11 protein-coding genes are annotated in these 14,957 nt (G+C 38.7%); 2 read left to right on the top strand and 9 right to left on the bottom strand.

The window, feature by feature from the left end:
- Positions 1-14: 14 nt before the first annotated feature.
- Positions 15-725 carry an RloB family protein gene (locus NQ505_RS17675; protein ID WP_008999570.1) on the top strand — a complete coding sequence of 237 codons (711 nt, stop codon included), beginning with the start codon at positions 15-17 and terminating at the stop codon, positions 723-725.
- Between the two features lie 235 nt (positions 726-960).
- Here the strand turns inward: NQ505_RS17675 and NQ505_RS17670 are convergent, their stop codons facing one another.
- The 9 genes from NQ505_RS17670 to NQ505_RS17630 all read right to left on the bottom strand — a co-directional run bounded on the left by NQ505_RS17670 (position 961) and on the right by NQ505_RS17630 (position 13,745).
- Positions 961-1,359, bottom strand: a complete 399-nt coding sequence (locus NQ505_RS17670; RefSeq protein ID WP_008999569.1) for a hypothetical protein — start codon at positions 1,357-1,359, stop codon at positions 961-963.
- A gap of 174 nt (positions 1,360-1,533) precedes the next feature.
- Complete coding sequence (locus NQ505_RS17665) at positions 1,534-4,371, bottom strand: hypothetical protein (RefSeq protein ID WP_008999568.1); 2,838 nt, start codon at positions 4,369-4,371, stop codon at positions 1,534-1,536.
- Positions 4,372-4,398: 27 nt separating this feature from the next.
- The gene (locus NQ505_RS17660) at positions 4,399-5,520 is read right to left on the bottom strand and encodes a hypothetical protein (RefSeq protein ID WP_232293021.1); all 1,122 of its coding nucleotides are present in this window, start codon (positions 5,518-5,520) and stop codon (positions 4,399-4,401) included.
- A gap of 126 nt (positions 5,521-5,646) precedes the next feature.
- Positions 5,647-6,921: a hypothetical protein gene (locus NQ505_RS17655; protein WP_232293020.1), complete on the bottom strand. Its 1,275-nt coding sequence runs from the start codon at positions 6,919-6,921 to the stop codon at positions 5,647-5,649.
- Between the two features lie 20 nt (positions 6,922-6,941).
- The gene (locus tag NQ505_RS17650; protein ID WP_008999567.1) at positions 6,942-9,005 is read right to left on the bottom strand and encodes a hypothetical protein; all 2,064 of its coding nucleotides are present in this window, start codon (positions 9,003-9,005) and stop codon (positions 6,942-6,944) included.
- 35 nt (positions 9,006-9,040) lie between these two features.
- Positions 9,041-10,015, bottom strand: coding sequence for a FimB/Mfa2 family fimbrial subunit (locus tag NQ505_RS17645; RefSeq protein ID WP_008999566.1), 975 nt, complete (start codon positions 10,013-10,015; stop codon positions 9,041-9,043).
- A 260-nt stretch (positions 10,016-10,275) separates the two neighbouring features.
- A complete protein-coding gene (locus NQ505_RS17640; protein WP_008999565.1) occupies positions 10,276-11,841 on the bottom strand; it encodes an Mfa1 family fimbria major subunit in 1,566 nt (521 codons plus the stop codon).
- Between the two features lie 43 nt (positions 11,842-11,884).
- Positions 11,885-13,168 carry a DUF3868 domain-containing protein gene (locus NQ505_RS17635; protein WP_008999564.1) on the bottom strand — a complete coding sequence of 428 codons (1,284 nt, stop codon included), beginning with the start codon at positions 13,166-13,168 and terminating at the stop codon, positions 11,885-11,887.
- Between the two features lie 7 nt (positions 13,169-13,175).
- Positions 13,176-13,745 (bottom strand): DUF3575 domain-containing protein, encoded by a 570-nt coding sequence (locus tag NQ505_RS17630; RefSeq protein WP_008999563.1) that lies wholly within the window; start codon positions 13,743-13,745, stop codon positions 13,176-13,178.
- A 280-nt stretch (positions 13,746-14,025) separates the two neighbouring features.
- Between NQ505_RS17630 and NQ505_RS17625 the strand changes: the two genes are divergently transcribed.
- Positions 14,026-14,895: a helix-turn-helix domain-containing protein gene (locus tag NQ505_RS17625; protein WP_008999562.1), complete on the top strand. Its 870-nt coding sequence runs from the start codon at positions 14,026-14,028 to the stop codon at positions 14,893-14,895.
- Positions 14,896-14,957: the final 62 nt, after the last annotated feature.

Genomic DNA, 14,957 nt, shown 5'->3' with positions numbered 1-14,957 from the left:
AACCATAAGAAATAATGGCACGAGTAATTAAGATAGACAATGCTTTGCAAAAGCGGCATGAATATAAAAAGAACAAACGAAAAGCAAGAACGGTCATTTGTCGTATACTAATCGTTTGTGAAGGAGAAAAGACCGAACCCAACTACTTCCGTTCCTTTGACCGGCATAGAAAAGGTAACGTCGTTTATGAACTTACTTTAGATGGCGGACGTATGAATACAGTTGGTGTAGTTGATAAAGCCATTAGTTTACGAGACAAAGCCAATATTCCTTATGACAGAGTTTGGGCTGTATTTGATAAAGACGGCTTTCCTGCCAAGAACTTTAACACAGCAATTGCTAAAGCTAACCAGAATCATATAGAATGTGCCTGGAGTAATGAAGCTTTCGAATTATGGTATTTGTATCATTTTCATAACCGAATTACAGGAATGACAAGAGATGAATATGCCGTCGCCATTACCAAAGCTGTCAACGCATCTCCTTTATATAAAAAGAAAACGCCTTACCAATATGCTAAAAATGACAAAAGTAGTTTTGATATAGTCACCACTTTTGGTTCGCAGGATAATGCTATACGCTGGGCAGAAACAAAACATTGTGAATATACAGATGAAAGATATGCGATGCACAACCCTTGCACTACGGTTTATAGACTGGTACGTCAACTGACGGGAACTGATGAAGAACTGAATGAAGAAATTATCCGCAAGATTGACGAATAATCATCTGTCCCTTTTGAAATACAAAAAAAGTGCACCTCTTTCCCCACCGGAAAAAAGATGCACTACACAAACAAAACAAACAATAGTCTACCTTCACAGGCAGGCGAATCCATTATTCCATTTTCTAAATATTGCTATGTAGAGAATGACAGGGGATGGATTCTAACGGGCCACTTCACAGCGGCAAAACATAAACTTTAGCCTTTTCAATTAATTACGCTATCCTAAAGTTACTTTAATCATCCCATTCTGATGGCGGCAACGATTTCTTGCCATACCACTTCATCCACGCATAAGATTTCCTTTTTCTCAAATAAAACGTATCACCACAATGTTCCAATGCCTCCCAATCAAATGACGAGTGATGTCCAAACCACCTCTCCATCCAGTAAAGCAAATGATAATTGAGTAATACAAACAGCATACACCACCATGAAAGAAATAAAGACAGTATCAATGCAGGGAGTAATGCCAATAACAAGCACTCAATATACTGCCGTTCATGAATACGGAGTTCCATCTCTTTCCATACTTCCAGATACTTGAATCGAGTAAAACAACAACCGAATATCATGAAATAGTACTTTCTTTTATTCAAGAAGGTTTTTGCCAACAAATTATTATATAAAATCATATTTTATGTTCCACTTTTACTTCAACCGATTTCTGCAGAATATACTCGAAAAATAGATATAATCAATAAAAATGATATAGCTACAAGCAAACTGCAGATAAAGGAGAATAGATAAATAATTTTAAATAAGAAACTTATTAAAATCCATATATAGACTGTGACTTTCATCTTCATTTATTCATCACGGACACAACGAATAGAAGCGGCTGCACTACGATCTAACCAGTAATGAGCCTCTTTCGAACCAAAACTACAGCCAAAACCAAATGAAGATGGAATATTAAAAGCAAAGGAAACTACATCATTTCCTCCATTACCATCATCATGAAGTAGAGTACCTGCAAGCGATCCGCCATAATACATCCCTTGAAACCCTTTAAATCCTGTATCTCCAAAACGAACATTACCTGTAAAATAGACCCTTTGCATGCTACCCTCACCACAATAAAAATAGGCTCCATACTTAGTAAATGACGGAGGATAAATTTTTTCACCGTCCATCGTTCCGTAATGATAATCAGAACTCGGCAGACGATCGGTTACTGATCCTTCTATTATCTTTTCTTTCAAAAATGCTCCATACACATCTGGTGGAGATACTTTATACCCAGCAGGACATGGATCATAGAGTGTCTTCATTGTTTTTATATTGACCATTTTGTACTCTGAATAAGGGTTATTTCCCCATAAATATTGATTTCCAGTCATCGAAGAAGACTGATAAATAGGAGAAATATAATATAACCAATCACCTCCACTATACGCAGCACCATTACTTATAATAAAGACATTAGGATGTCTTATTGCATACTCAATTGTTCCTATACTTTTTGTTTTTTGTATCTCTTCAAAAAACAAGTCGGTACCACGAACATTATACATTGGAGCACTTTCTGTACTTTCAAAAGAAGCTGAACCTATAAAGGGATCTTTACGTCCCCATTGATACCCCATGCCACGAGTAGTCAATTCGTCCGGAGTACAAGTAGTTGCTCCTAAATCCCTATCCATTATCCTATAATTTATTCCACTGTAAACTTCCCCATTGGTCGGTAACCCTAATTCGATAATATCAGGTTGCTCTGTACACCAAATATGCCAACTCCAAAGCACATTGGCGTCTGCTGCATTGGGATCAGAGTTATCATAAACAGCAATAACTCCATTTCCTGCTCCATTACTTAAAAATTCAACTCTATTAGTCTCTGAATTAAATGCAACCTGTGATATTAGATTATCCTTATCCTGCCAAATTAACTTGGCAGATTTAGGTTCAACTGCCACATTTTTAGAAACAGAGATATCCTCTCCCATAGCATTCTTAAAATGATACATTGCAAGATCGTCTTTAAGTTGCCCAGACCATGCCGGCTTATTTTTTGTTTCAGCCACAATGCCATCCACTCCATTTCCTATTACTGTGGCATCAAATGAGTAAATACCATAAGTAATCGGAGTGATAAAACTATTTGCCGGACCACTCTCGTCAATTGGATTTGCCTCCGAATGTTCTATAGCTTTAATAGGAATATATTTAATAATATTGCCAATAGTAATTTCCAAATACCCTTGAAATTCAAGGTTTGCATTGCTCACACAAGCATATATCCAATACTTATTGCTATTAACAGGAAGATCTACTTCACTATCCGAGAGGTTACTTTCCGTCGTTTTCTTTATAGGTATCAGAGTTTTGTTATCAATACTATAATACATTTGCATCTGGCTATAAGGGAAAAGAGTTTTTTTGTCCATTCCTAAAGCACGAATCCTGCGCGTTGTTACATTATCAAAATTTGCATTACCTGAGTCATCAGCCTGCAACTCAATTTTCACCATTACTACAGGATCTTCTATACCTCTCAATAATTCAATACTTTCCCTATCTGTTTTCAGCAAATACTGCCCGTTTGAAGCAAATCCTTGCGACCAATTATCAGAAACCGTCACCGAATACTCAATATTACTTCCCGGGTTCTGAATCGCTTCCAATGTTGTAGCATAACCTTTACTTTTTAGTTTAGATATATTAAAATTATAAGAATGATTGCGCAATATATCCCAATACGCTCCCGTGGATTTATTCCAAAAGTCCAAACGATAATATTCCTTATCTGATCCATCCATATTCTGTACTGTCAACAACAACATTGCTCGATCTACAGAGAATTTATTCTTATCCACTTCCTTTCCTAAAGCATATATAGAATGTTTATATTCCAAAGGATAATAGCTAGTCACCAACCCTTTAGACTCATCGATGGGAGTTATGGCCGATAATAAGTCATGTTTTTCCGAAATGCCATTCTCGTTGATATTCCCTTTATAAATATCTCCTTGATTGTCACTATCCAATATAAAATCTGAAAAATTTAGATTTTTCCATTCCCAATAGACCTTTTTATCAGGAAATAATTGCTCCAAATTCGCATTCACAACAATTTTTGCCAAACAACGAGTTAACAAACATACATTAGAAGTAGCCGCCTCGTTCCATTCTATCCAACCATACATCGGAATGGTTCGCTCCTCTTTTTGTGAACTCGAAAATCCTTTCATTTGTCCCTGGCTACTGTAATTTTTGAGCTGATCTTCGCTTGTTGTTTCATTTATTGAAGTACGGTCAGTCATATTACAAAGCACATAAACACGATCTCCATTTTGAGGAATATAATCCGTCAATGTTATGGTTGGAGATGCTGTGCCATTTCCGAACAGAAAAGACAGCTGTGTGCTTTTTCCCTCCTGATAATATACCGGAGCAGCGGTATGAGCGTCATTGTAGATAAGAACCTGTAAATTACTAATCATACATTCCTTTCCCGTAGCTACACTACGCACTTGCACCAATTCCGCATCTGGTATGGATAACTGAATCACATTTGCCGGGGAAGAATTTATAGTTCCTGTTTCATTGTCATCAACACAACTACTCAATATCAGAATACCTAAAATGCTAAAGAATATCAAGCATCTTGGATGAGAGAATAACGGTATTTGTCGTTTTTTCATGTCATTAAAACTTTCAATTTATTATATTTATTCTTTGATGCAACGTACTGATCCTACATCTGCAAACCTTCTGTTAACGGGCAGCATGTAACTACCTTGCAAGGTGAAAGTGAATGTAAAAGCTTTTTTTTCACCATAAAGCGAAGAAGTCCAGTATTTACCCGATAAAGATAAATCTCCAGCCACCCAATTAGGTAAATAAACCTCGGGCAAATAAATCACCTTTGTTTCATCAGCTCCCGTACCATCGCAATAAAAAGAGGAACCATGAGAATATCCGTTTTTAATATAAAAATAGTACGCTATATTCGAATGTGCCCATACCCAACCAGTTTTAGCTAATACTTGGAAAACATCTCCCGGAGCAACTTTATAACCCACCGGACAAGGATCATAAATTGTTTTGGATGTTGATTGTGGGAAAACCTTGTCTGTTCCAGTTGGATTTCCCCATAGATATTTCATATACAGATCATTGTCTTTACACCAAGAATACGTATCGCTAGTACCCATATTACAAATATGTGGAGTACTGATGGTCTGTCCGATTGTGGCGGGTTCATTTTTTGAATATTCCACTTCTGATTCTGCACTTCTTATATCGTATAATACTGTCCGTTTGCCATCATAAGATAACGAGCCAGAGTATGGGTCTTTACGCCCCCATTGATAAGAAAGTCCCTGTGTGGTGCCCAATCCACCAGTGGCAGTTGTTGCTCCAAGATTACGATCCATCACTTTATATTCGTTTCCGGTATATCGGGAAGCAGAATATGTTATCAATCCGGGAGTAGCAGTACACCAGAGATGCCAACTCCACAATATCTTGGCATTCACCGCATTAGGGTTCACATTATCATACACAGCAATCACTGCGTTTCCACGGCTCCGTCCCATCTTCACCTGAACCCTGTTATCTACCAAAGCCACTTGTTCTACCAGTTCGTCTGTATCCTGCCATAATAACTTGGCCGACAAGGGCAGGATATCAGCACCGGTAACTTTTGCGAGTTTATTACCCATCGCATCCTCAAATTCCCCATTGTCAATAATCCCATCCACACCATTGCCCATAATTGTGGCTGTGAATGAATAGCTCTTCCCTCCTCTATCCGCTATATAGCAGTTAGAAGTTCCTTCCGTATCCAACGGAGTAAAAGTGGTTAATGAACTAATCGGAATCAGTTCTTTCCGTACATTATCGGCCGTTATTTCGATAAAGCCACCATCAAAATTTTCAGAGACACTTCCCGTTGTACAATAGAAACCTATTGTTTAGGCAGTGGATACATCATATATTCCACTATTCCCTATCACCCTATGATTGGTGGATATTCCATCACAATAAAGTTGCAAATCATTTATAGACATTAAATCTGTCTGATTAGGTTGAAGTATCCTTATTTGAAAACTCCCCGGAGTATTGCAACAAACTTGAATCAATTTTACAGGGTCTGTAATACCTTGCACTAAAGATATTTCTTTTCTGTCCACATCAAAATCAGTACCTACAATATCACCTGTGATCTCAATATCAGTCCAATTAAGCATATCTGTGTAAATTTTCACTTCATCAATACTTAGTACCTGCACATCTATCGAGTAAATATGATTACGTTTTACTCTATAATCACCATTGTCAAGACGTATCGTACGTTCAATAATGCGACTGGTCATTCCATCTGTTACAGGAATTGTGAGTTTTAGAAGTGTCACATTTTTATCCAGTTCATAGTCTCTACTGACTTCCAAATAATTTTCATAAATATATTGGGAATAGAATGTAACCATTTCACCGTCAAGTTCTACTCTATCTTTTAAGAGGATATCAGTAAGACTTATTTCTGGATAATCAAAATAACTAAAATAACTAAAATAAGAGCTGGGTCTATTTTCGTAAATATATTCATCCGAATCATGCGAATAGAATGGAGCATACTTGCGAATTTTATCAACTGCATGAATTACCTGCACTTTCACATCACCTATCTCTAATTCCTGCTGTGGTACACTTAATGCAGTTTTCCGAACTGTAGTTCGTAATTTAGCCACTCCCCGAAGTAAGTGTAGAGAAGTTCTAAAATTCTGCTCTGTACTTTTTTCTATAAACCCAAATCCCGACATATAAAGTGGAGTAACGGGTTGTTCTGATATGACTTTAGGGAAGTCATCATTAGCACGTATACATACAGTATATCCTGTTTTTAGAACTCCGATATCAAACATTGCAGAAGCTATATAAATGCTATCAGATACAGATACTAGTATTAACCTTCCATCTTCTGTAGAGCAAGATGTCACAACGTTCTCCCCATCCATTATGTCCATGAACAGTTTATCAATTCTGTTTTCTTCAAATAAAGCGTTTTCTACTCCGCGAGTTGTCATTATATTGCCAACAGGTGCAATCAAGCGGATTTCCATTCGTTCTTTCCCATCAGGTACGTTATTTGTCCTACCATCATCACAACTATTCTTTTCTTCAACACACGAGAATAGTAAGAATGTCACAAAAAGAGCTGTAAGAACATTCGTAATATTACTTATCATAATTATAATTCTCTAAGTTGTTATTCTTTCACGCAACGTACAGAGGCAGCAGACGCTCTCTCCAATTTAGCATATACTCCATAGGTTTCTCCTGTTACCTCTGGTCTTTCTCCCCATGCAACTACACAAGTTAAAGTCATTGTAAATGATCGCCTAAGATTTCCAGACCAATATCTTCCCCAATAATTATAAGGTGTATTTAAATTTATATCCATCATAATGTCGCCTGTAGAATTTAATCTATATCCTGCAGCAGGATAATAAACATTGCTTACATTGAATCCAAACCCTTTCATTTCTTTATATAAGACGATACTATCATCAGGCCAAGGAGAATCCTCTACATTTTTAGGTGCAGGCACCCTCCATCCTGCAGGACATGGATCAAATAATGTTTTCTTTCCTAACTTTGTATTCCATAAATAGCGCAGTGAATAATCTGCCAGTTTCTCATTCACTGTATACCATGAGTCAGATGATGTATAAAAAGTCATGGGATTATGTACTGAATTTGAAATATTATTAAGCACTGCTACCGGAGTTTTACTAAATGATTTTAGTTCACCAGTGATCCCATATAATTCCTTATCGGCTTCTGCTTTTTCCCATCCTTTAGCAGGGGGAAACAAATCTTTCCGTCCCCACTGATAAAGAAAGCCTTTAGACCTGACTCCTCCCTCTTCATTATAAGAATTATATGTTGCGCCTATATTACGATCCATCCATACATAACCGTTAAGCTCTTGTTGACCATTCTTTAGATTTGGATTATAATCAGTACACCAAATATGCCAACTCCAATAAATCTCTCCATTCACTTTCATTGTTATCACCGCATTACCCATTTTCTCACCTGTTTCGACTATGACATAAGCCTTATCACGCAACGATGCATTCATCACTTTTATACTATGATCGGTCATCACTCCTATTTCATCTTGCCAAAGAACTTCTACCATAACTTCTCCGTCCGGTATAGGTGCATGTTCGAATTCATCAAGTTGTGCCCATGCTTTATAAACTCCATCCATAGGTATATGAACTCTTCCACCAGGAGGTACAATAAAGCAATTTATAATATGTATATCCCCATATATTTTATCAATATTAGGTTCTAATGCTATCCATGGACACACCGTTAAGTTTATGTCTAAAGCCGGCATTTTTGTCTTAAACCGACACAACAACTGGTATACATGATTGCGTTCCAGTTTCTCCAATACCGCTCCACCGGAATTATCCGAATCCCCTCCTAAATCAATCGAATCATAACCATCCAGTTTTAGGTTCAGTTTCCGGTCTTTACATTCCATTTCGGGGAGATAGAACGAATATGCCAGTATTCCTTTATCTTTTGTAGAAGTTTCTTCCGGTATACTTTTAACCGCTTCCCGGGTTATATCAATGGTAGAAGACGCATAATTACCCACTTTTGCCGGAGAGACATATCCGGTTTCAGCTCCCCCTGTCACCATCAGCCCATTCGGAATGAGAACTTCCTCCTTGTTTCCCGCTTCTTTCCGCATATACACATCCACCCGTGCTACGGCACGGTCTACTGTCATATTTCTCGTCTGAGTCATTCCTTTCGACACATCTATACCTTTCACTTCTCCGTACATCGGCAGGCAATAATCTGTCGTGTATTCCGGTACATTAGCTTGGGTAGTCAGGTAGTCCGCTATCTGATACTGTACATCTATCAAATCATTCGGATGATCTACAGACTCCAATATGGCACGGGTATTCATATCAGTCGGCTCATTCACTATTGCACATAGACTTTTTCCAGTAGCAGCTTTTACTGTGAAAACAGGAGTTGCATAGAATCCGCTCGTTTCCGTCAGTGTCCAGTAATACATTTTATCCAGTGACGTGCCATCAAAGATATACACACGTATTCGACTGATACGTGTCTCATTCACATTCAGCACTTCAGGGTCATTCGTCGTACGTGTAGTGATATTTATTGCCATCTGCACTTCGTCAGGATTCATCATTGCCTCCCTGCTCCCCTCATTTTCTGTGCAGGAGATACAAAATCGATAAAATAGCAGAAAACATACCCACCAATAACTCTTCATATCTTTTATTCTCTTTATAACCATTGCTTAGTGTATCAAAGTTCCTCACCTTTTAACCAAATAGTCCAACCATTTATCACAATCTTATTAGCCGGAAAATCCAGCAATTCGGGATTATAGAAAAAGACAATGGCATATTCACTTTGGCGGTCTAAATATTCCTGTGCAGGGATATGATGGCCTTCCATCTTGGTCAGCAGCAAATAAGAAATCAGATTGACTTTCATTAGTTCCTTTCCATCCGATTTGCGTGTTAGCATCAGATAGACTTTCTTGTTTTCAAGCAGACGCATCGTGTTCATTTCTACAACAATCCCTACATCTTCCACTTTCTCCAAATGATAGGGTTGAAAACAGATCACATCATCTTCCAGCAGACTATTGTCCCATGCAAGACTACCATTATCCGCACGGATTTCAAACAGACAGTCGTTTACATCCAATTCTTCACCCGGGCCTGACTTTTGCAGGATAAAACGGAACTTTTTTGTATCCTTAACCAGTCTGACAGTTTCTGTCTGTTCTTTCTCTCCTGTGAAGTGTACAGTCTTTACTTCACCGTACCAAAACGGTTCCAACTTAACATTATGTATCAATGACTTTTCTCTCTTCATTTTCATTGTCAAATCATTTAGCTTTGATTGCCCGGCCTGTAACTCCTGCATTTCAAAGGCATCACTCATGCCTGCCCATGCTGCGACCTGATATTCTCCTGCAGGGAGTTCAAACGACATCTTGTAGGTACCCGTACCCAGTCTTTCCCCCTGTTCACTTTTCTTCATGATAAATGTGCCTTCCTTATCGAAAACAAACACATCGACACGATTCACCTGTGCAGCAAAAGCATCGGTGAACTCCATATTGTAGTCATACTTGAAGTCAATATACAACCGACATTCGGGAAGCGTCTCATGGATGGATTCACAGGAGAAGCATGCCAACAATAATAGTAAACAGCCCCCCAAGCCTGTTCGCCGGATGATACCCTTAATTTTAATGTTGTGTCTCATAATGATTCTATTTATTTTTCTGTTTTTTTATATATAGTGAGGAAAAACAATGGTGTTTTTCTCTGAATAATCTGTTTGAGTGGACAAGTCGAAACTTGTCAGTATATCCTTTCAGGATTCACGGAATCAGCTTCCGCCAGCTTTTATTTAATGAAAACAAGAAAAAAAGTAAGGGAAGGCACACTGCCGGAAGCTTACGCCACACGGCGCCTTCCCTACAATGGGTTGATTTTAACTTTATATTATTATACAGTTATTTATTAAAGGTCTACGCCCTGACTCCATGTTGTCCATGGATTAACTGTTATATCCACAGAAAGATACGCTTCATTATCATCGTTATCTTCACCTGGATTTTCAGGTTTAGTAGGATCTGTTTTGTCAGGAATCCAAGACGTACCCGGTTGTTTCACGCTGTTGATAGTCAATGTATACCAGTTATTACGTACAACACCATATTTGCCATGTGCCATTGTTGCAGTGATTGCATCATCGTGGCGAATCAGGATATTATAGTAACAAACTCCTTTTTGGAAATATTCAACTCCCACAGTTTCACCTGCAGCCGGTTTCGAATATTCACCTCCATTGGTGATAGCATCCAGTTCAGCAATAGTGATAGCTGCAAAATCAGCTCCAATAGTCTTGCTTTGTGCAGTAGCGGCAGCTGACATACGGGCGTAGAACTGATCGCAAAGATCAAGAACCTGTTGTTGTGCTGCATCCGGTGTTGTCGCACTTTTTGCGGCAACATATACGGTCTGTAAATCAGCCAAGGTCTTATAAGTGACACCCAAAAGACGGAACCAGCTTTCACCAGCAGTAAAAGAGTTTGGAGTATATACTGCACTCACTACGGCAGCCGTAGTCTGTGCTTGGGTTTGCGCATAAGCAGCCATTGTGTTTTCAAGACAATATTTACTGTCGGCCATGGCTGAAAAATCGGTTGGCAAACTGCCGTTTGCGGCAATTTTCAAATAATTGAATTGTGATACATTGAATCCTGCCAACGTATAGTTCGGGTCTATTCTGTAATCTGCTCCGGCAGAGCCACCGGCAGGCATAATGATTTCTGAATAAGGGAACATGCTCTTGTTTGTGACATTCAATGCCCAGTTGCCGAACGTACAGGTTACTCCTGCGGGAACTGTAACACCGCTTGCGTTCACTCCCAAAGAAACTTTGGCAACTACACGGTCTACGTGAATCTCCGAACGGTCTCCTTCGGCGGCAGCGATTGCGGCAGTAGCGTCAGCATAGGTCGTTCCATCAACCACTTTCACATTAGCCGCTACCAGGGCACCATCTGCCGGACTTGCATTCTTACCGGCATTAATCATCATGAAGTTGTTTTTAGCATCCCCAATCACTTCCTTAACAGTCTGTTCTACAGCGTTATTGATTACTGACCAGGAAGTGGAAGCTACACAAACAAGCTTAAACTTGTCACTCGGGTTGACAACAGCCAGTACTTTGGCAGTAGCAGAAGGTACTCTGAAAGCCTTACCATCATGTCCTGCAACATCGGCACCACCCACATTCAAGATATAATCTGCAGCACTCAAAGTTTTTGTTTCCAAGCAAATATCCGATGCATCAAACAATGCAAGATACAACTCATTCACCTTTTGTTCGTTTGCTGTTCCATGATTCTCTCCCGGAGCACGTGTTCCCGAACTTTTGGGCATTGCCAGAGACAAAGACATATAAGCCGCCTTTCCATCAACAGGAAGCTGATTGCCACCAGTTGTCGCTTCTTCGTCATTACTACATGCTGTCATCGCCAATCCGACAAACAGCGTTACAAAAATTTTGTCCAATTTCATAAACTAAAATTTAATTAATACTCGTGTTTATACTAAAATGAATTTATCTTTTCTCATTCAGTTTTTGCAGGTATACGTTCATTGCGTCATAATCTTCCATTTCCCATGCAACAATGGCAGCATTGTTATTGGCTATCCTGTCGTCCGGAAAACGGTCTGCGATCATCCGAATAATTTTATTGTATTCATCCGAACCTTTGCCATAACTGTCCGCCACCAGATACATTTCATAATGATTCATTTTATCGGGGCGTGTATGGATAATCTCTCTCCCTTGTTCTACTGAGAAAGGCACAACCGTATAACTGACTGTATATTCTACCAATCGTAATAGAGGATATACTTCCCTCAGCAAAGCATTATAGATTTTCCCACCATCAATGGCTTTTATTTTTGCATCACGTTCATCCGGCACAGGAGTTTGCTCTATAATATCAAGGACTTTCTGCATATAAGAAGGCCGGTATTCCTGCAGCCAAGCGCTTAATCCTTCCCAATTTTCAGGCACCGAACGGGATACAATTATGCCATTATCCAGTTTATAAGCCTGTTCCAGATTTCTTTCCAGCGCTTTCGCACGTTGTTCTGAGAGGCGGGCGTTGGATACGTAGTTACCTTCCGGAGAGGAATAACCTACAATACCGATTCTGTCAATACGGTAACTAACATCCTCTCGAATAGAGTCAATGGATGAATATATCTTAGCCAACTCTACCGGGTTATTCATATAGTCTGCCAGCAGTGTAGACTGGTTCACTTTAAAATTCAGAGTTGCAGTATGGGTGAAAGAACGGTGTTTTTCCTCTATTACCGGTATTCTGATTTCCAAGTTCGGGCGTTCTACGATTTTTTTTAATAAAGGAATATCGGCAATAGGGCTGTTGCCTAGAATTTCACCACATCCGGCACATCCCTGCAATTCACGAAGTACCTCTACACGCGCACCCGACATCCACTCCTGTGAGGGAACAGTTTCGTTATATTCAATCACAGTGTCGTACTTCTTTTTATAGCGGATTATTTCCTGCCCTTTAATCTTGCCATAGAGTTTCTCCTGTCGCTTATTCACACGGTAGCGATTCGTGCCTGCAATGCAAACAGATGGAAGAAAAAGACTGTCATTCTCCGATTCACTTATGATTACGGGAATTATTGTCAATTGTTGTCTCGAAGAAAATTGCAGTGTATTACAGTCGATATTGAAAGAAACTTCCACCTTGTCATCACTAATCTTCCGGGCAATGGCATTTTTAATACTTATCTCTTGGGCATGGCCGGACAGTATCCCCAGTAGTCCTAGGGCCATATATAAACAGATTCTTTTCATCGTTCACCTATTTTATAATGTATATCATATTAATCGCTGCCTTTGTAGGGCCGAGATAGTTCTTCTTCTCACTCTTCTGCACTGTCCCGCAGGTGGCACAAGGATACTTTGAGTGGTCCAACCGTGCATACCCCACTCCTATCACAGCTTCCATACTCCAACGGTTACCTAACAACCATTGGTATCCATAGGAAATTCCACCGCCCCATAGATGACCTTGGTAGCGATGTTGCTCCATGTTGTCGCTTAAAAAGGAAATTCCTCCTACATTATATTTGGCATAATGTCCATGTACTCCTATGAAGTGACCGTTGAACCTTTCACAAAGCCAATAGCGTAATTCCGGCTGTACCCCCCAATGGCGTAAACGTGTCTCATCATTAAATTTCCATGGATTATAATTGCCGGACAGGTCAAGTGACCATTTCTTTGCCAAACCGATTTCAAGACCTAGATTCATTGTAGTAGTAGCGTCATAAAGTAGATTGCTTTTCACTGCAATCTCTTGGGCGTGAGAGGTAGCAGTGCTGCAAAGTAATGTTCCTAATAACCCGATAAAACATAGATATTTCTTCATACTATCTCATTATTTATTATTGTTCGTTTCTTAATCTCTATTCCGCAATAGAGATTACTACGAATCGCACGAATATAAACATTTGATTATTAATATATTATATATAAAATAGAACAGATAAATGTTTCAGAATTATTAGATTATGAATAAAATTAGAACATTGCAAAATAAAAATCTGATGGATAAGTTATTAAGAAAAGATATACTGAAACAATTATGAAACAAAGAAACTTGTGATAAAACAAACACTAAAATAATTCTATTTATAAAAACGAAGCTTATGGAAAACAAGTTGCTATACATCGAAGAACACATGTCATGTCAGAACTATATGACTACTATCGAAACTGGATTCAAATTTATTGAGTTTACTGAGGACACAGAGCTGGGAGAGGATGATACAAGTAAGAACTATCTGTTGTTCTTTCTCAAAGGTGATTTTACAGTAAGTTACAACCAATTTCACAACAGGACTTTTCAGGCAGGAGACATGATACTGATTCCGCGTTCTTCATCATTTAAGGGAGTTGCCGGAAAGGGAGGAAATTTACTTTTCATGTTTTTCGATGTACCTGAAAGCAGTTGTGACAAACTAGTATTACAGTCATTATCAGAAATTTGCAAGGAGAAAGAGTACAAATTCGAACCTATTAAGATACGTTATCCGTTAACTCCCTTTTTGGAAATACTTACCTACTGCATCCGAAATAGCATGAACTGCTCGCACCTGCATGACCTGATGCAACGGGAATTATTTTTCCTGCTACGCGGATTTTATGAGAAAGAAGAAATCGCAATGCTGTTTTATCCCATTATTGGAAAAAGAATTGATTTTAAAGATTTTGTCATGCATAACTATACTAAAGTGAGTAACATCGAACAACTTATTTCATTATCCAATTTGGGAAGAAGCTGTTTTTTTGCAAGATTCAATGAAGTATTTGGAATGACAGCCAAACAATGGATGCTGAAACAAAAGAACCAACTTATTTTGGAAAAGATGACCAAACCGGGCATCTGTATAAAAGATATCATTGAAGAACTTGGATTTGACTCACAAGTTTATTTTAGTCGTTATTGCAAACAGCATTTCGGTTGCACTCCAAGTCAATTAATAAAGCGCTGTCAAGCTGATAATAGCACTGATTGACAAGTATTATTCCAGTTTGTACAAAATGGATAATTTATTGGACTTTATGATAAATCATATTA

The sequence above is a fragment of the Bacteroides sp. D2 genome (assembly GCF_025147085.1).
Lineage (GTDB): Bacteria > Bacteroidota > Bacteroidia > Bacteroidales > Bacteroidaceae > Bacteroides.
Note: the sequence above shows the minus strand (reverse complement) of the source record. Positions and strands in the feature narration are given on the sequence as shown.

Coding starts and splice junctions, on each gene's coding strand:
- NQ505_RS17655 (WP_232293020.1), bottom strand. CDS start 6,921: ATGATAAGTAATATTACGAATGTTCTTACAGCTCTTTTTGTGACATTC.
- NQ505_RS17640 (WP_008999565.1), bottom strand. CDS start 11,841: ATGAAATTGGACAAAATTTTTGTAACGCTGTTTGTCGGATTGGCGATG.
- NQ505_RS17630 (WP_008999563.1), bottom strand. CDS start 13,745: ATGAAGAAATATCTATGTTTTATCGGGTTATTAGGAACATTACTTTGC.
- NQ505_RS17675 (WP_008999570.1), top strand. CDS start 15: ATGGCACGAGTAATTAAGATAGACAATGCTTTGCAAAAGCGGCATGAA.
- NQ505_RS17665 (WP_008999568.1), bottom strand. CDS start 4,371: ATGAAAAAACGACAAATACCGTTATTCTCTCATCCAAGATGCTTGATA.
- NQ505_RS17625 (WP_008999562.1), top strand. CDS start 14,026: ATGGAAAACAAGTTGCTATACATCGAAGAACACATGTCATGTCAGAAC.
- NQ505_RS17670 (WP_008999569.1), bottom strand. CDS start 1,359: ATGATTTTATATAATAATTTGTTGGCAAAAACCTTCTTGAATAAAAGA.
- NQ505_RS17635 (WP_008999564.1), bottom strand. CDS start 13,168: ATGAAAAGAATCTGTTTATATATGGCCCTAGGACTACTGGGGATACTG.
- NQ505_RS17645 (WP_008999566.1), bottom strand. CDS start 10,015: ATGAGACACAACATTAAAATTAAGGGTATCATCCGGCGAACAGGCTTG.
- NQ505_RS17650 (WP_008999567.1), bottom strand. CDS start 9,005: ATGAAGAGTTATTGGTGGGTATGTTTTCTGCTATTTTATCGATTTTGT.